Annotated in this window: 17 protein-coding genes and 1 pseudogene; 10 read left to right on the top strand and 8 right to left on the bottom strand. The window is 35.5% G+C overall.

Annotated elements, in window-relative coordinates; genetic code table 11:
* Positions 1-240: 240 nt before the first annotated feature.
* Positions 241-1,026: a divergent polysaccharide deacetylase family protein gene (locus WQ54_RS02450; RefSeq protein ID WP_046511569.1), complete on the bottom strand. Its 786-nt coding sequence runs from the start codon at positions 1,024-1,026 to the stop codon at positions 241-243.
* Between the two features lie 320 nt (positions 1,027-1,346).
* Here WQ54_RS02450 and WQ54_RS02445 point away from each other — a divergent pair, with 320 nt between their 5' ends.
* Positions 1,347-1,610, top strand: a complete 264-nt coding sequence (locus WQ54_RS02445; protein WP_046511566.1) for an aspartyl-phosphate phosphatase Spo0E family protein — start codon at positions 1,347-1,349, stop codon at positions 1,608-1,610.
* Between the two features lie 477 nt (positions 1,611-2,087).
* Here WQ54_RS02445 and WQ54_RS02440 read toward each other — a convergent pair whose 3' ends face one another.
* The gene (locus WQ54_RS02440; protein WP_046511563.1) at positions 2,088-2,819 is read right to left on the bottom strand and encodes a ZIP family metal transporter; all 732 of its coding nucleotides are present in this window, start codon (positions 2,817-2,819) and stop codon (positions 2,088-2,090) included.
* A gap of 413 nt (positions 2,820-3,232) precedes the next feature.
* Here WQ54_RS02440 and WQ54_RS02435 point away from each other — a divergent pair, with 413 nt between their 5' ends.
* On the top strand, positions 3,233-3,685 hold the full coding sequence (locus WQ54_RS02435) for a MarR family winged helix-turn-helix transcriptional regulator (protein WP_046511561.1): 453 nt from the start codon (positions 3,233-3,235) through the stop codon (positions 3,683-3,685).
* Between the two features lie 109 nt (positions 3,686-3,794).
* Here WQ54_RS02435 and motB read toward each other — a convergent pair whose 3' ends face one another.
* The 6 genes and pseudogenes from motB to WQ54_RS02410 all read right to left on the bottom strand — a co-directional run bounded on the left by motB (position 3,795) and on the right by WQ54_RS02410 (position 9,620).
* Complete coding sequence (gene motB / locus WQ54_RS02430; protein ID WP_046511556.1) at positions 3,795-4,556, bottom strand: flagellar motor protein MotB; 762 nt, start codon at positions 4,554-4,556, stop codon at positions 3,795-3,797.
* A pseudogene (gene motA / locus WQ54_RS02425) lies at positions 4,549-5,350 on the bottom strand (flagellar motor stator protein MotA). Before motA ends, motB begins: the two are co-directional and overlap by 8 nt.
* Before the next feature lie 352 nt (positions 5,351-5,702).
* Entirely contained in the window at positions 5,703-5,861 is a 159-nt protein-coding gene (locus WQ54_RS33325) for a hypothetical protein (RefSeq protein WP_156177634.1), read from the bottom strand.
* A 124-nt stretch (positions 5,862-5,985) separates the two neighbouring features.
* Complete coding sequence (locus WQ54_RS02420) at positions 5,986-6,261, bottom strand: hypothetical protein (RefSeq protein ID WP_046511553.1); 276 nt, start codon at positions 6,259-6,261, stop codon at positions 5,986-5,988.
* A gap of 82 nt (positions 6,262-6,343) precedes the next feature.
* Entirely contained in the window at positions 6,344-7,366 is a 1,023-nt protein-coding gene (locus tag WQ54_RS02415) for a potassium channel family protein (protein ID WP_046511549.1), read from the bottom strand.
* Between the two features lie 127 nt (positions 7,367-7,493).
* Positions 7,494-9,620, bottom strand: a complete 2,127-nt coding sequence (locus tag WQ54_RS02410; protein WP_046511546.1) for an ATP-dependent Clp protease ATP-binding subunit — start codon at positions 9,618-9,620, stop codon at positions 7,494-7,496.
* A gap of 273 nt (positions 9,621-9,893) precedes the next feature.
* On the opposite strand from WQ54_RS02410, the gene WQ54_RS02400 reads away from it, so the two are divergent.
* The 8 genes from WQ54_RS02400 to queF all read left to right on the top strand — a co-directional run bounded on the left by WQ54_RS02400 (position 9,894) and on the right by queF (position 16,663).
* Positions 9,894-10,928, top strand: a complete 1,035-nt coding sequence (locus tag WQ54_RS02400) for a membrane protein (protein WP_046511541.1) — start codon at positions 9,894-9,896, stop codon at positions 10,926-10,928.
* A gap of 78 nt (positions 10,929-11,006) precedes the next feature.
* On the top strand, positions 11,007-11,576 hold the full coding sequence (locus WQ54_RS02395; RefSeq protein WP_046511538.1) for an HAD-IA family hydrolase: 570 nt from the start codon (positions 11,007-11,009) through the stop codon (positions 11,574-11,576).
* A 491-nt stretch (positions 11,577-12,067) separates the two neighbouring features.
* A complete protein-coding gene (locus WQ54_RS02390; RefSeq protein ID WP_046511536.1) occupies positions 12,068-13,414 on the top strand; it encodes a hemolysin family protein in 1,347 nt (448 codons plus the stop codon).
* Between the two features lie 202 nt (positions 13,415-13,616).
* On the top strand, positions 13,617-13,742 hold the full coding sequence (locus WQ54_RS34535; protein ID WP_231597433.1) for a DUF6254 family protein: 126 nt from the start codon (positions 13,617-13,619) through the stop codon (positions 13,740-13,742).
* A 574-nt stretch (positions 13,743-14,316) separates the two neighbouring features.
* A complete protein-coding gene (gene queC / locus WQ54_RS02385; RefSeq protein WP_046511533.1) occupies positions 14,317-14,979 on the top strand; it encodes a 7-cyano-7-deazaguanine synthase QueC in 663 nt (220 codons plus the stop codon).
* Positions 14,976-15,419: a 6-carboxytetrahydropterin synthase QueD gene (queD, locus tag WQ54_RS02380; protein WP_046511530.1), complete on the top strand. Its 444-nt coding sequence runs from the start codon at positions 14,976-14,978 to the stop codon at positions 15,417-15,419. Before queC ends, queD begins: the two co-directional genes overlap by 4 nt.
* On the top strand, positions 15,416-16,144 hold the full coding sequence (gene queE, locus WQ54_RS02375; RefSeq protein WP_046511528.1) for a 7-carboxy-7-deazaguanine synthase QueE: 729 nt from the start codon (positions 15,416-15,418) through the stop codon (positions 16,142-16,144). Before queD ends, queE begins: the two co-directional genes overlap by 4 nt.
* A 21-nt stretch (positions 16,145-16,165) precedes the next feature.
* The gene (gene queF / locus WQ54_RS02370) at positions 16,166-16,663 is read left to right on the top strand and encodes a preQ(1) synthase (RefSeq protein WP_046511525.1); all 498 of its coding nucleotides are present in this window, start codon (positions 16,166-16,168) and stop codon (positions 16,661-16,663) included.
* The last annotated feature ends 86 nt before the right edge of the window (positions 16,664-16,749 follow it).

Below are 16,749 nucleotides of genomic sequence, written 5' to 3'. Positions count from 1 at the left end.
ATAAACAAAATTGAGTTAATAGTAATCAATTTTTGTTAATCCAGTGTATATGTTGAAGAATGGCAGACTAATCCAATTTCTCTAGGTTTCGTTATATTTCAAATGATTGAATATAATGGCCTAAGAAAAAGATTAGAACTTCATTGCTTCAACATTCACCCTTTCGATCAATAATATAAAAATAGTATATGAAGAAATTAACAAAAATGCAACAGTAATGAAAAATTCCCTAATTTTTCATTAATCTAAGTCTGTCACTTCTTCAGGATCAATAAATAATTTTGAAAGTGTAACAGCTTCGGCTTTTTGCTTGACCATGGGGATATATTGCTTAAGCACAGAAGCTGTTTTTTCTCCTGCAATTCCAACATGGCCAATGGCAATAATTTCGTTATCCTTTGCTATTTTATTCATTAGAAGATTTGCTTGTTTTGTTATATGAGCGATGGTATATTGTTCATCAAAAAACATCTCGTTTTCTAAATACGGTACCTTGAGTTCCATTGCCAGATCTGCTGCTACACTTTTACTAGTTGTTTTACTGTCTAAATAATATAAGCCTCTTTCTTTGCAAACCTCCAAAATGATTCTCATGATACGTTGATCTGCTGTCACCTTTGATCCCATATGATTGTTCATTCCTACTGCATGTGGAACAGCATCAATTGCTGTATTCACTCGTTCTTTCACTTCGTTATTTGATAAATCTGTTGTAATTGCACCAGGTCCCAGCCAGCTTTTCTTACCATGTAATGGCTCCATTGGAAGATGCACAATCACTTCATGCCCTTTTTCAAAGGCAAGGTTTGCGTCCTTTTCAGTTGTTGAAAGAAAAGGCATGACAGCGATAGTAAGGGGGATGGGTAATGACAATATTTCCTCAGAGCCTTTCATACCATTTCCAAAGTCATCAATAACAATCGCAACATGTTTTTCCTCAGGAGCTTGTTGTTTGTTTGCTAAATTTACTTCTACAGGCGGTAAAGTTGTTGTTAATAGGGCTCCGAGTAATAGAAACATTTTCATACACATGTCTCCTTGCTATATCCTGCTTGTACCCAGCGGATAAACTGATTTTTGTATAGTCTAACCAGCGTTACAAAAAACATGCTTTCTTTCAAAATACATTATTTATAAAATGAGTTTAAATATGGAATCTAATGGGAATAGATTATCAAGAAAAATAAAAGAGGATCGTTAAAAATGTCAATGTATAGCGGTGAAAGATTGTCAAAATTTGCAAAAGTATTTACAAACTTGGCAAAATCTGTAATACTACTCAGTAAGTAAGTTTTGTCTAAAGGAATATTTAAATAAAGCTTACCTAAATACAAGGAGGGCTCTCGATGAATCGCGATCGATTAAAAGCAAAGCTTCTTGAAACGATTAACAATAAGAGACAAGAAATGATAGAAACTGCAAATACAGAGGGCTATACAAGTGATTCAGCTATAAAGTGTAGTCAAGATTTGGACATGCTTATAAATAAATATCAACAAATCCTTTTAGAAGAAAAAGCAAGCACAACAGGACCTTTTTATGAATTTGTTCACACAATGAAAATGTGGACGCTGTCTGACAATTTTAAACTTCAGTTTATTGAAAAATAAAGCGAGCCTTATCGGATCATTACGGAAAGTTTTCCTTCACTTATCTACCATAGAATTTATGAAAGCATGAATAATTTTTACTGCCCGTTAAGATGGGATAAAGCGAGCCTTCTATCAGCAGGTGGTTTTCCTGCTGATGGTGTAGCGAGCCTTATCGGATCATTACGGATAGTATTCCTTTACTAATCTACATAGTCAAATTGAAAACGTTAAGTATGATTTTTACTGCCCGTTAAGATGGGATAAAGCGAGCCTTCTATCAGCAGGTAGTTTTCCTGCTGATGGTGTAGCGAGACTTATCGGTTCATAACGGGCAGTTAAGCCCGTCATTCATCATAGTTTCACTTACATCTTGAAGTTAGAGCTTTACTGCCATTAAACATTGGGGTAAAATCTGATTTTCACCGCAAAGAGGCTGTCTAAAAGGGGGACCCTTATAGACAGCCTCATTCTTTGTGAGTATTTTATAGACTTTTGTTAAAAGCTATTAATTAAGATCACCATAAATAAGATCCCGATGATAAATGAATAGGTTGCATTTCGTTCATTTCCATCACCATGACTTTCAGGGATAAGTTCTTTATAGATAATAAACAGCATAGCACCTGCTGCGAAGGAAAGACCATATGGGACGAGAAAACCTACAATATTTGTTAGGTAAAAACCAAGCAGGGATGCAACAATTTCAACGGCTCCGGTAGCTGTGGCAATTAAAAAGGCTTTCGCTTTTCTGATATTCTGATTTATTAAAAACAAGGCTACTAAAAAGCCTTCTGGTGCATTTTGTAAGCCAATCGCAAATGCGATTAAGTTTCCAGTATCGCTAATATCAGAAGCATAGCTAACCCCAACCGATAACCCCTCAGGTAAATTATGCAAAGTAATCGCTGCGATTATCAGCATCGCTTTTTCGTCAAATTTAATTCCGCTTCGGGTATGTTCTAAATCAATGTGTGGAATTGCCTTTTCCAATGTTGTTAAGATAAGCACACCTAAAAATAAACCAATGGATACTTCCATTACACCGCCATATTTTAATGACTCTGGTATTAACCCAAGCATTGCAGCTGTCATCATAATGCCAGCAGTAAACGCTAATAAGATATCACGCCAGCGGTGGGTGATTGAGCCTTGTAAAAATAAAATAGGGAGAGCTCCTAACCCTGTAGATAATGCGGATAAAATACTACCTAATAAAACGCCAGACATATTTGTTTGCTCCTTTGAATGATAATACCTTTAATAATAATTCATTCACATGAATTATTATAGCGCGGAAATATTCAAAATTGAAACAATGTATAAAATTCTATGCAGATATTTTGATAAAGATGACATGACTGGTAAATGGGAATCTTACTTAGAATTGGGTAATGGTTGTTGGCAATAGTATATGAATAGGCAATTGTAATGGATACTTTTTTAGTTTAAATCACACAAATTATCTTCAAATTATAGTCAATTATGTAATTGTATAAGATAATAATTATACAGATAGCATCTGCCATTCATCATAAAGTTGGTAAACAATGTATATAAAACATTGACTTAAGGCAATTGTTCCTCTATTATAGTAATAAAATTGTTTTGAATTCAAGATATTTAAAAAGGATTGAGTTTAAATGGAAAAATCAAATCAAATTGAAGAATCATTAAAGTTCTTTATCGTTCTTTCACGTGCACATCGAGCATTAAATGATGTCGTAAATAAGCATATATCAACATTTAATTTAAACCCTACAGAGTTTGCAGTATTAGAACTTCTTTATCATAAAGGAGATCAACCTTTGCAGCAAATAGGAGGGAAAATCTTACTTGCAAGCGGGAGTATTACTTACGTAGTGGACAAGTTAGAGCAAAAAGGCTTGCTTGTTCGAAAAGCGTGCCCAAAAGATCGAAGAGTAACACATGCACAAATTACAGATAAAGGGAAGCAGTTAATCGAAGAAATTTTCCCTCCGCATCAGGAGCGGATCAATGAAATTGTAAGCGTCCTTTCTGATGAGGAAAAAAACTTGGTCACAGAGCTACTTAAAAAAGTAGGTTATCACGCAAACGATCTTTTAAACAAGTAGGAAAGAAAAAGGGTCTGCCTTCTAAAACATACGATATTGAACCTGAGACAAGGAGGTTACGTATTTTGTTTTTTAAAGGGAGTCCCTTTTTTAGAGTTCGTTTTTGTTCTTACTTTTGCTCATAAGGAAGGATTAATACTTCTACACGTCTATTTTCTTGTCTGCCTTCCTTTGAATCATTTGTGGAAACAGGTTTGTATTCGCCAAAGCCTTTAGCACTAAAGGACTTTGGATCCAGCTTTTCATTTTCAACTAACAGCTTCATAAAGTTAACGGCTCGCATGACACTTAAGTGCCAATTAGAATCAAAATCGGATGTTTTAATTGGAACATTATCAGTATGTCCGCTCACAATAATATTACGGGGCGGATTCATGACAAGGAGCTCAGAAATTTCGATCGCAAGCTTTTTGTCCTTCTCACGAATTTCAGCTTTACCGGAGTCAAAAAAGATATCATTCAATATGGTAATAAGCAGCCCTTCATCGGTAAGAGTTGTTTCTAATTTCGTTTCAAGTTTATTTTCTTTAATGTAGGTATTAATTTTATCTTGCACTTCTTTAAGCTTTTCTTGTTCTAATTGTTCCTGTGCTTCTACAGCCGCTTCTTTTGTCATTTGTTCATCTTGGATATTCAGCTCCTTCATTTCCTCCCTGGGAGATGGACTTGGGTAATGCAAAACACCTGTTCCGCCTGCAAAGGTTGAATTAAAGACTTTCGCAATTTGCTGGAATTTTTGAGCATCTACAGAGCTCATCGCAAATAAAACAATGAATAAGGCTAAAACAAGCGTTAATAAATCAGCATATGGAACAAGCCAGGATTCATCCACATGATCCTCATCGTGCTTATGTTTCTTCCTTCTAGCCATTTACGCTCTCTCCCTTAATAAGTGAAGTGTTTAATTTTTTTCTTTCATGAACAGGTAGGTAAGTAGAAAGCTTTTGTTAAAATTGCTTTTGGCGCTTGTCCTTCTAATACGGAGAGGACACCTTTGATCATCACTTCCTTAACTTTTACCTCTTCTTTAGACTTCCGTTTCAATTTATTAGCAAATGGATGCCAAAGGACATATCCTGTGAAAATACCCATCATAGTTGCAACGAACGCTGCACCGATTGCCTTCCCCAACTCTTCTGTATTATCCATATGTGAAAGGGCTGCAATTAAGCCAAGGACAGCACCAAGTACGCCAAGAGTTGGAGCGTATGTACCAGCTTGTGTAAAGATTGCTGCCGATGCTTGGTGGCGTTCCTCCATTGCTGCAATTTCTTCACTCATTACATCTCGAATAAACTCTGCATTTTGGCCATCAACAGCCATAAGCAACCCATTTTTTAAAAATGGATCATCGATATCAGAAAGCTTTGCTTCTAAAGCAAGTAATCCTTCTTTACGACCTACTTGGGCCCAATCTGAAAACATAGGGATTAACTCTTCAACGGAATGAGATTTTTGATCTTTGAAAATAATTCCGAAAAGCTTAGGAACTTTTTTAATTACGTTAGTAGGGAAAGCAATCGTAACAGCAGCAATTGTTCCTAAAATAATAATTAATAAGGCAGCTGGATTAATTAAGACAGCAGGGCTGACACCTTTCATTATCATTCCTAATCCAACTGCAATGATGGCCAGAATCAGTCCAATAATTGAAGTTTTATCTATTGTAAATCACCATTTTTCCTAAAAATTTTTCTTATTACTTATATCGGTCAATTTTTGTAACTTTTTAGGATTTTCTTATTAGCTATAGCTCTTTTGCAAAAGATTGTTGTATTTAGTATGGTTGTTTTAAGCTTGGATATGGATTTTCGCTCAGGTGCTTGGTTTCCGCGGGGCTTCTGGGTTTCCCCGCAGCCGCTTTCCATCTGCGGAGACTACAATGTCCAGTTGCTCATACCTTTCGATAGCATCTCATAATTATGAGCTTTATCATTCACATATTTGTTCATTGCAAAAAAATTTGAAATAACAGTCTTAACAGACAAATATGATCAAAAAGAAAACACGGTGCCTTTTACCGTGCTTTAAAAATAAATGTAATGATTCGTTTTATTAAAGGAGCTTTTTGTTTATTTTTATAAAATCTTCTACTGTTTTGTTCATGAAATTTCTTTTCTAGAGCATCATTATTTAAATCATATAATTTTTTAAGAGCGTATTCATTAGGATACATCTTACTTCCTCCATCCTTGTTATTGTTACCATTATTCTACAGGGGGATTTTCCCTTTTTCGTCAGGTGAAAGGAGGAAGTTTATTTCATATAGGTGTCTTAGACATTTAAGACTTAGGGTTATATTACAACTTCATTAAAAAGGCGGAGATTCCATAATAATAAAAGGGCAGAAGGGTAACAGCAAGATGAGAATAGAAAAAAAGATTGGAATAATAGGTTGATTGGTTTTCAAAAGCAATGGATGAAAGCAAAGCACCTAGCAGACTTGTACAACAAAATAGGGTGATCCCAAACAGATCACCGAGCCGTTCTTGATAAAGGATAAATCCAATGGAAGATCCATTTAAAATGAGAAAAATGAAAGAGATAAAGAGTAATAAAGTTGAATATTTAATCATCGTTAACACCTCTTTACATATCTATGTACAAAAGGGGCCAACCATGACAAGAGGCAGATCCGATTGCCTTCTATATGTAGGCTTAAGAAATGATCTCTAAATAAGTAGAATGATTGCAAACAATAAATAATTTTGCATCATGGGGGATGGGACGACTAAGTTGAGTAATTATTGATAAATCATTTCCATTGGAAATAAGGAGCGCTCCTTTATCTGCCAAGGCTAGTCTTGCATCTGCAAATGTCTTCCATTCTTCTTTTATTGGAATAGCATATAGGTCAAAACCTTGGAGACTTGTCAGCTGCCTAATAATTTCACTAGTTCCGTTAAAAAGAATTGACCGAGCTGCTAGATTTGCTGCCGTGTCATTAGGGGTAATAAATTCTTCCACATTTGCATGCACAAATGCGTTAATATGTTTTGAATCTGATACCTCACAAATTGTATATATGTTTCGCTTATGCTGTTTTCCAACCCCTTCAATCATTGAGGCAATTAGCAGTGTATGACCATCAGCTTGAGATGCTGTCATTAGACCATCTGGAGAAAAAACCATGACCGTTTTACTTTGAAGTAAATTTGCTTGATGAAGAATTTCAATATTTGCTGGATTCCCATTAACAAAATCAACCTGTTCATGGAAAATAGGAGTTTTGGAAAGATTCTCATCAATAATAACAACTCGTATATTTTGGAATGTATTTAAGAGTTCTTCCAACGTCATTTCAGCCTTTTTTGTCCAGTTAATTAAAATAATATGATCTCGCGCGGTAATTTTCAATTTACCCTCCTCCTTCAACTTTTTTCGAATGCTAAAAAAATCAATTATTTTTCCGATGAAAATCGTCATTAGTCCAATTCCTACAATATACAAAAACATCGCAAATAACTTCCCTTTGACAGATGCAGGGGAAACATCACCATAACCTACAGTAGCAATGGTTGTCATCGTCCACCATAGGCCTTCAAAAGGATTCTTGAATGTTCCTGGTTCTATAAAATAAATGATATAACTGCTGCTAAGAATTAACGACAAAGTAGCAAGAATAAGAATCCAATTATTCATTTGAATGATTTTTGTGAAGAATCTTCGAAAAAAAATCATGTAAGTTCTCCTCTCTTTAGGCTAAAGTACGTTGGTAATAAGGAAATTTTACCATATTCCAGGTTGTTAGTTTGATAAAATATAAAAAAGAGGCTGACTCATCAGTGTGAGACAGCCTCATATTTCTTTATTTTTTAACGACAATTTCATCATTTTCAACTTCAACTGTTACATTTGTCACTTCTTCTTCATCTAATAGAAGGTCCGTTAGTTTATCTTCAACATGTTCTTGAATCATACGACGAAGTGGTCTTGCACCAAATGATGGATGGTAACCTAAAATCGCAAGTTTTTCTTTTGCCTTATCTGTTACGGTTAAGGTAATATCCTGTTCTTCTAAAACAGAAGCTAATTCATTAAGCATTAGTGTAACAATCTTGTTAAGGTCGTCCTTTTTAAGCGAAGAGAATTCAATAATATTATCAAAGCGGTTTAAGAATTCAGGCTTAAAGAAAGAGCCCAGTGATTGTAAAAGCTGACTTTCTTCAACTGCAGTATTTGACGCCGTTTCAAAACCGACAGTGATACGTTTTTCTCCAACCCCAGCATTACTCGTCATAATAATGACTGTATCTTTGAAGCTTACCGTGCGTCCGCCGCTATCTGTTAGACGGCCGTCCTCTAGAATTTGCAGGAACATATGCTGAACATCTGGGTGTGCTTTTTCAATTTCATCTAATAAGATGATACTGTAAGGGTTTCGGCGAACCTTTTCGGTTAATTGACCTGCTTCATCATGGCCGACATAACCTGGTGGTGAACCGATAATTTTAGAAACAGAATGTTTCTCCATATATTCACTCATGTCTAGACGAATCATTGCATCTTTGGAACCGAATAACTCTTCTGCAAGTGTTTTTGTTAATTCCGTTTTCCCTACCCCTGTTGGTCCAACAAATAGGAAGGAACCTATTGGTCTTGTTTTAGGCTTTAAGCCGGCACGGCTTCTTCTAATCGCTTTAGCGACTTTTTTGACTGCTTCAGCTTGACCAATCACTTTTTCCGATAGACGCTTCTCTAAATGTTTCATTTTTGCTTGTTCATTTTCTTGAAGCTTTCCGACAGGTATGCCTGTTTTCTTTTCAATAATTCCTTGAATATCCTCAACATCAACTGTCGGTTTTTCGGAATTTCCCTCTTGGCTTAATTGAGCTTCGAGACGGTTTTCTTCATCTCTTAACTTAGCGGCTAATTCATAGTTTTCATTTTTAGTTGCTTCTTCCTTTTGTTTAGAAAGCTGTTCTAAATGTTCTTTTATTTCTTCTTCATTAACGTTTAAAATCGTTAAATTCTTTTTAGAACCAGCTTCATCTAGTAGGTCAATTGCTTTATCTGGTAAGAAGCGATCTTGAATATAGCGATGTGATAATGCTACACAAGCATTGATTGCATCTTCTGTGTATGTTACATGGTGATACTTTTCATATTTCTCTTGAAGACCTTTTAAAATGTTTACAGCTTGCTCGAGAGATGGTTCGTTAACCATTACTGGCTGAAAGCGGCGTTCTAAAGCAGCATCCTTTTCAATTGTTCGGTATTCCTTAAGTGTTGTTGCGCCAACAACTTGAAGTTCACCGCGGGCTAACGCAGGTTTTAAAATATTGCCTGCATCCATAGAGCCTTCTGCAGAACCGGCACCTACAAGCTGATGAATTTCATCAATAAATAAAATGATGTTTTTACGCTGTTGAAGCTCCTCAATAAGTTTTTTCATGCGCTCTTCAAATTGTCCTCTAATACCTGTACTTGCAACTAGGGAAGCAACATCTAAAAGATATACTTCTTTATTGGCAAGCTTAGATGGTACAGTGCCATTTGCAATTTTTAAGGCAAGGCCTTCAACAACCGCTGTTTTACCAACTCCTGGCTCACCTATTAAAACAGGGTTGTTTTTATTGCGGCGATTTAATATTTCAATGACTCGGTCAACTTCCTCATCACGACCAATGACTGGATCAATTAGTCCCGCACGTGCTGCATTTGTTAGGTTGCGGCCAAGCTGATCTAATATTCCGCCACCGCTGCCTTGGGTTTGCGGGTTAGGATTTGTAAATTGAGATGCTTGACTTGGTTGTATTCCTTTAAAGAACTCATCAAATGGAAATGCTGAAAATCCACCAGTAAATCCTGTAGGAATTGACTGTTTATATGTTGAATAGCAATTCTGACACAATGTTATTTGTTCACTTTCTTTATTAAATTGAACAGTTAAATTGATAGTAGCTTTATTTTTATGGCATTTTTCACATATCATTTAAAAAACCTCATTTCTATTTGTATTTTTGGATAGTTCTCTAAATAAGATGCTTTGACATTCTTTGACCAATGAGTGTTAAGAAAATGATCATCTCTTTGACCATCTTTGACTATAGTATAATTTGACCTTTTTTGACTTTCAAGTATTTTGCCTGAAAAAAATAGTGGGAATTTTTTACTATAAAAACATAGTTTCAAAGTGAAAAGAATCATCCCAACTTTTTTTCATATAATGATACAAGCTATGGTTAACTTTAGTGAGGTGTGTTGGATGAAGAAGAAATCTTGGATTTTTTCCTTTCAGGTTGCAGCAGTATATGTCGGTACAGTTGTAGGAGCTGGGTTTGCAACAGGGAGGGAAATAGTTGAATTTTTTACGAAATACGGTGTTTTTGGACTTGCTGGTATTTTGCTAGCCGGATTTCTTTTTATATCCCTTGGGACCAAAATGCTTATCCTTTCAAAGAGAATAAATGCAGCGTCCTATCAGGATTTAATGACTTTTTTATTTGGCAGAAAGTTCGGGGGATTTGTTAATCTTTTTATGCTTACTATCCTTCTCGGCTTAACATCTATTATGCTATCTGGTGCCGGTGCAATTTTTTATGAGCAGCTTAACCTTTCTGTAAGGATAGGTGTAATCATAACGATTCTGCTTACAATTGGAGTTATGTATTTTGGTGTGAACGGACTTTTTAGCGTAAATATCATTGTTGTTCCGATGTTAATATTGTTTAGTACCATACTAGCTGTTCGGTCGTTTTCACTTGAGCCTTTTTATAACATACCGAGTGAGCCAACTTCCTCTTATAAGTGGATGTTGTCAGCTTTTTCATATGCCGCCTTTAACTTGACAATGGCTGCAGCTGTTCTTGTGCCTTTAGCAAAAGAGATTCAGGATGAAAAAGTGTTGAAAAGAGGAGGATTTCTTGGCGGTCTTCTCTTAACAATTGTTCTAATCAGCAGCCATCTGGCATTGTCAACATTACCAAATTTAAATCAATTTGAAATACCTATGGCCGAAGTTATGAAAACCACGTTTTATGCCATTTATTTTATATACATTGCAGTTATCTATGGGGAAGTTTTTACATCAGTTATTGGCAACTTATTTGGACTTGAAAAACAGATCCTCTCATATATTAAGCTTCCGCGGATGATTATTGTAATTGCCATTTTGAGTGCTGCTGCATTTATAAGTAAATTTGGTTATAGTTCTTTAATATCCTTATTGTATCCGATCTTCGGCTATATTTGTTTAGGAGTGTTAGCCTTATTAATAGTAAAGAAGGTTCCAAGAAAATAAGGGTAGTATGATAAAATGGATACATATAAATAATCGCTGTACCGCTAGAGATTTTTAGACATTGAAAGGAAGAACATGTTGAATATTTTATGGGATTTTGATGGCACTTTATTTGATACATACCCGGCATTTACAGAAGTTATGTATGAGGTATTAAATGGAGAAATAGCACAGGAAGACATTTTAAAACAGCTTAAAGTCTCTTTTTCACATGCAGCTAAGTACTTTAGGCTTACCAATGAAAGTATACTTGAATTTAAAGAGAAGGATAAATCCTTGTCACCGGCCCGTAAGAAACCATTTCCCTTTGTTGAAGAGGTCTTAAAATATGCCAAGATAAATGTTATTATGACGCATAAGCCGAGAGAAGAGGTTCAATTTATTCTCGATTATTTTGGCTGGGGTCATTATTTTCGTGAAATTGTTGCCGGTGATGATGGTTTTCCAAGAAAACCTGATTCAACAGCCTATTTGTATTTACATGAAAAATACAGTCTGGATATAGCAATTGGTGACCGGCTTTTAGATATTATTCCGGCTAAAGAAGCAGGCTTGTATACATGCTTGTTTCAAAACCATGAGAAGGGCGCGGATTTTTATTTGGATACATACGAGGATTTTTTTAAAATTGTAAAACTAAATACATAAGAACTATTTTAATGTTGAAAAATTCAAAAAAATCATTCGATTTCAGTTAAAACCTGCCAATTATCGCTTTATCACTCATTTATGGTCATAATAAGCTGTTTTTCATTAGAAAAGGTATTTTTAAACGGTATTTCACATATTTATTTAAGAAATCAGCTAAGTGTTACGTTTGACTGTATAGTTTTATCGTATTATGATTAATTCAATAGATATTGTGGGGTGATAATATGGGGCAGTGTTAAAATTAAATAAACAAACAGCATCCCTTATTGTACTCCAAGCGGACGCTCATTTTAGTAATTAGATATTGGCATGGCACTTGTGTTTAGTCTTGTAAGTACATTTTTATCATGAATGGATAAGTATAAACATTTCTATAAGCGAACTTTTAATAATTGAAGGGGCTAAATATGGCGCCTGTGTTTTTTGATTTTGATTTAACTCTCAGGAGGTGACTCCTTTTCCGTTTATGACGGAGTAAGGAAGCTTATTTGGACATAGTCAATTTGTTGCTTGTTGCAATTTTAATCGCTCTTACGGGTTTTTTTGTAGCTTCTGAATTTGCGATCATTAAAATTAGGAGCTCTCGTATTGACCAATTAATTGCAGAAGGAAACAAACAGGCAAATGCTGCAAAGAAAGTCATTGATAATCTTGATGAGTATTTGTCAGCCTGCCAATTAGGAATAACGATGACAGCTTTGGGCTTAGGGTGGCTTGGTGAACCGACAATTGAACATTTGTTAAAGCCTTTATTTGAACGTTTCGATCTTCCAAGCTCAATCGCAACAGTGTTATCCTTCGTCATTGCATTTTCAACTATTACCTTTTTACATGTTGTAGTTGGAGAATTAGCACCGAAAACGGTTGCTATTCAAAAAGCAGAAGCAATCAGCTTATGGTTTGCACGACCGTTAATGGGCTTTTATCGTATAATGTACCCGTTTATTTGGGCTTTAAACGGATCAGCTTGCTTTGTTACCGGAATTTTTGGTCTAAAGCCTGTCTCTGAGCATGAGCTGGCTCACAGTGAGGAAGAACTGAGGATTATCCTTTCTGAAAGCTATAAGAGCGGAGAAATTAATCAATCGGAATTCAAATATGTGAATAAAATCTTTGAATTTGATAATCGAATTGCAAAAGAAATAATGGTGCCGCGCACGGAAATTATTTCATTATCAATTGATGCACCGATCCAAGAGCAATTAGTCATTATAAAAGATGAAAAATATACCCGATATCCTATTGTAGATGGAGATAAGGATCATGTTGTTGGTATGGTCAATATTAAAGAAATATTTACCGATCTCATCCATGTCGATCCAGAGCAAACCTTTTCCATTAAAAAGTATATTCGGCCAATCATTCAGGTTCCAGAATCGGTTCCTATTCAAGAATTGCTTTTAAAAATGCAAAAAGAAAGAATTCATATGGCCATTCTTATTGATGAATACGGCGGAACTGCCGGTCTTGTTACAGTTGAAGACATTTTAGAAGAAATAGTTGGTGAAATTCGCGATGAATTTGATGCCGACGAGGTTCCGCTTATTCAAAAAATAAGTGATTCGAAATATATAATTGACGGTAAAGTGCTTGTTAGTGAAGTAAACGAGCTGCTTGGCATCGATATTGATGATACCGATGTTGATACGATTGGAGGTTGGGTCTTAACCAATCAGTATGAGATCCAAACAGGAGGGTTCGTTCAATTTGGTATTTATAATTTTAAGGTAAAAGAGATGGAAAATCATCATATCCGTTATCTTGAAATTACAGAGATTCAAAAGGAAGCATTGCCAAACCCTGCCTTGCTCGAAAAGAATATTGCTACTTCTTAAAAAAGCTGTCTAAAAAGGGTCCAGACCAAACAATTTACATTAATTTGGTGGTCTGACCCTTTTTGTTTTAGACAGTTTTTTAATAGCAAAAAGGGTTGTTAAAAGGATGTCGAATGAAAATGCCCCTGTGGGAAAAAATAAACTGGAAGCTATTTATAGAGGCTTCTGATAAGTTTACTTAGATGAAAAAGGGGTTTTTTACATGACACAATCAAAATCACAGCAAGAACGTCAATGGGCTGTCCGGAAACAATCGCAAAATCCTCACGGTAAAGTCAAATCTTTTGAAGAGCTTGCAAATGAAGCTGGGAAAAAGGGAGAAAAATAACGTGAAATAGAAAGAGCTGTCTCATGAAGGGTCTTATCCTTAGGTATTGAGACAGCTTCTTGTATGAATGCTTTTCTTTTTTTACAGCATAGTTAAACCTGCCAGGCTAATTAATTTCATAACATAAAGTGAATGAAGTACACAAACACCTCTATACAAAAAATGAGGGACAAACAGATTGCGAACAAGTCAGAAAAAACACAAAATACTCCAATCATTTTTTTCAACAAACAATAATAAAATAATGGTATAAAAAAAGTGTAACGCCAGTCATCCTAAACATATTACACGTCAACAAACAGATCTCATTCATAATAAGATTGCAAAAATGTTACTTTCGTGATATATTTTTTTAGTTGAAAATTAAAGAGCAAATCCGATTTAGTCTGTTTAAAAAATCGGGAGAGGTTCTAGCAAAACCCTCTATAAAAAACTAATAGATCCTTATTGTAGTTTTGTTATAGAAAAAAGTGCTAGACACCTCGAATTTATTTCGCAGGTGTTTTTTTATTTTCTGTTATTAAATGAAAACTATACATCTTTCTACATTTTTCCACAGAAGGGAACGTTTTACATGAAAAATGAAAAGGCAGTTGTTGTATTTAGCGGTGGACAAGATAGTACAACATGTCTATTTTGGGCCTTAAAGGAATTTAAAGAGGTTATCGCAGTAACCTTTAATTATAATCAGCGTCACAGCCTAGAAATTGAAGTGGCCAAATCGATTGCAGAAGAACTTAATGTTAAGCATCATATTTTAGATATGTCATTATTAAATCAGCTGGCGCCAAATGCACTAACAAGGGCAGATATTGAGATCGAACACAAGGATGGGGAGCTGCCATCCACTTTCGTACCGGGAAGAAACCTCTTATTTTTATCATTTGCGACTATTTTGGCCGATCAAATTGGTGCGAGACATATTGTAACAGGTGTATGTGAAACAGATTTTAGCGGGTATCCGGATTGCAGAGACGCATTTGTTAAATCTTGTAATGTAACCTTGAATCTAGCACTAGATAAGCCTTTTGTTATTCATACTCCTTTAATGTGGATTAATAAGGCGGAAACATGGAAGTTAGCAGATGAACTTGGTGCACTTGATTTTGTTCGAGAGAAAACATTGACCTGTTATAACGGCGTGATAGCTGATGGCTGTGGTGAATGTCCGGCATGCCAATTAAGAAAAAAAGGTCTGGATGATTATTTACTTGAAAAAGGTGTGGATGTCCGATGATTCAACAAATTTATCCTCAAGTACAGCATCCTTATCAATTTGAATTAAATAAAGATATGCATATTGCTGCTGCTCATTTTATTCCGCATGTAGATGCTGGAAAATGCCAAAAGGTACACGGTCATACCTATTTTGTAAATATAACGATAGCTGGTGATAACCTTGACGAATCTGGTTTTTTAGTGAACTTTGCCAGCATCAAAAAGTTGATTCATAACCGCTTTGATCATTCTATATTAAATGATCATACGGATTTATTCTCGGAAGAGAATCCGGATTATTTCCCGACAACCGAAGGGGTAGCACGTGCGATTTGGGAAGAGATCCAAAAGGAGTTGGATTCAAAACCAAATAAACCGAAATGTGTTCAAGTTTTTGTCAGGGAGACACCTACAAGCTATGTCGTATTTCGTCCTAAGCTGAAGGAGGAACAGCAGTGAAAAAAATCCCTGTATTAGAAGTATTCGGTCCGACCATTCAAGGTGAGGGGATGGTAATAGGGCAAAAAACGATGTTTGTTCGCACAGCAGGCTGTGATTATTCATGCAGCTGGTGTGATTCTGCCTTTACCTGGGATGGTTCTGCGAAGGATGAAATTAGGCAGATGACAGCGGAGGAAATTTGGTCAGAGTTAAAGATGTTAGGAGGGGGGCGTTTCTCACATGTCACAATTTCTGGTGGAAATCCTGCACTTTTAACAAATTTACATGAGCTAATTACTCTGCTTAAAGAAAATGGAAAAAAGGTTGCGATTGAAACACAAGGCAGTAAATATCAGGAGTGGCTGAAGGAAATCGATGATTTAACGATTTCTCCTAAGCCGCCAAGCTCTGGTATGAGAACTGATTTCCATAAGCTGGATGAAATCATTTATACATTAAAAAATGCGAATAAAAAGCAAACTATCAGTCTCAAGGTTGTTGTATTTGATCAAGAGGATTTAAGATTTGCAAAGAGCGTTCACATACGTTATCCAGAGATCTCATTTTATTTACAAGTGGGAAATGAAGATGTTTATGCATTTGATACAAATCGTTTAGTTCAGTCGTTATTAGAAAAATATGAATGGCTAATTGATCAAGTGATTGCTGATTCTGATTTAAATGATGTTCGTGTGCTGCCTCAATTGCATACATTAGTGTGGGGCAATAAGCGCGGCGTATAATTGATGAAAAGAGGGAAAGACATGGCTGGAAGAAAACAAGAAGAAATGAAGGATGTAACATTGCTCGGGAATCAAGGAGTAAATTACCTATTTGAATATTCACCACAGATTTTAGAAACCTTTGAAAATAAACACCCTAATCGTGATTATTTTGTAAAATTTAATTGTCCAGAATTTACATCTTTGTGCCCGATTACAAATCAACCAGACTTTGCAACAATTTATATCAGCTATATTCCAGATATCAAAATGGTTGAAAGCAAATCATTAAAATTATATTTATTCAGCTTTCGAAATCACGGAGACTTTCATGAGGATTGTATGAACATCATTATGAATGATCTCATAGAGCTAATGGAACCCCGCTATATTGAAGTATGGGGGAAATTTACTCCACGCGGCGGAATTTCAATTGATCCTTACACTAACTATGGTAAACCAGGAACAAAATACGAGGAAATGGCGGCATATCGCTTAATGAACCATGATTTGTATCCTGAAAAAATTGATAATCGTTAAGTGACATTAAAATCAAAGGGTCAGACCCCCGCAAACATCACTGATAAGGAACTTAAATAATGTATTTCCTTATCAGTGATGTTTGT

Origin of the sequence: Bacillus sp. SA1-12 (genome assembly GCF_000981385.1) — a bacterium.
Classification (GTDB): Bacteria; Bacillota; Bacilli; order Bacillales; family Bacillaceae; genus Metabacillus.
This window is presented reverse-complemented; position numbering and strand designations above follow the sequence as displayed.

Coding starts and splice junctions, on each gene's coding strand:
- WQ54_RS02415 (WP_046511549.1), bottom strand. CDS start 7,366: ATGATTTTTTTTCGAAGATTCTTCACAAAAATCATTCAAATGAATAAT.
- queC (WP_046511533.1), top strand. CDS start 14,317: ATGAAAAATGAAAAGGCAGTTGTTGTATTTAGCGGTGGACAAGATAGT.
- queD (WP_046511530.1), top strand. CDS start 14,976: ATGATTCAACAAATTTATCCTCAAGTACAGCATCCTTATCAATTTGAA.
- queF (WP_046511525.1), top strand. CDS start 16,166: ATGGCTGGAAGAAAACAAGAAGAAATGAAGGATGTAACATTGCTCGGG.
- motB (WP_046511556.1), bottom strand. CDS start 4,556: ATGGCTAGAAGGAAGAAACATAAGCACGATGAGGATCATGTGGATGAA.
- WQ54_RS02445 (WP_046511566.1), top strand. CDS start 1,347: ATGAATCGCGATCGATTAAAAGCAAAGCTTCTTGAAACGATTAACAAT.
- WQ54_RS02440 (WP_046511563.1), bottom strand. CDS start 2,819: ATGTCTGGCGTTTTATTAGGTAGTATTTTATCCGCATTATCTACAGGG.
- WQ54_RS02410 (WP_046511546.1), bottom strand. CDS start 9,620: ATGATATGTGAAAAATGCCATAAAAATAAAGCTACTATCAATTTAACT.
- WQ54_RS02400 (WP_046511541.1), top strand. CDS start 9,894: ATGAAGAAGAAATCTTGGATTTTTTCCTTTCAGGTTGCAGCAGTATAT.
- WQ54_RS33325 (WP_156177634.1), bottom strand. CDS start 5,861: ATGTATCCTAATGAATACGCTCTTAAAAAATTATATGATTTAAATAAT.
- WQ54_RS34535 (WP_231597433.1), top strand. CDS start 13,617: ATGACACAATCAAAATCACAGCAAGAACGTCAATGGGCTGTCCGGAAA.
- WQ54_RS02450 (WP_046511569.1), bottom strand. CDS start 1,026: ATGAAAATGTTTCTATTACTCGGAGCCCTATTAACAACAACTTTACCG.
- WQ54_RS02435 (WP_046511561.1), top strand. CDS start 3,233: ATGGAAAAATCAAATCAAATTGAAGAATCATTAAAGTTCTTTATCGTT.
- WQ54_RS02420 (WP_046511553.1), bottom strand. CDS start 6,261: ATGATTAAATATTCAACTTTATTACTCTTTATCTCTTTCATTTTTCTC.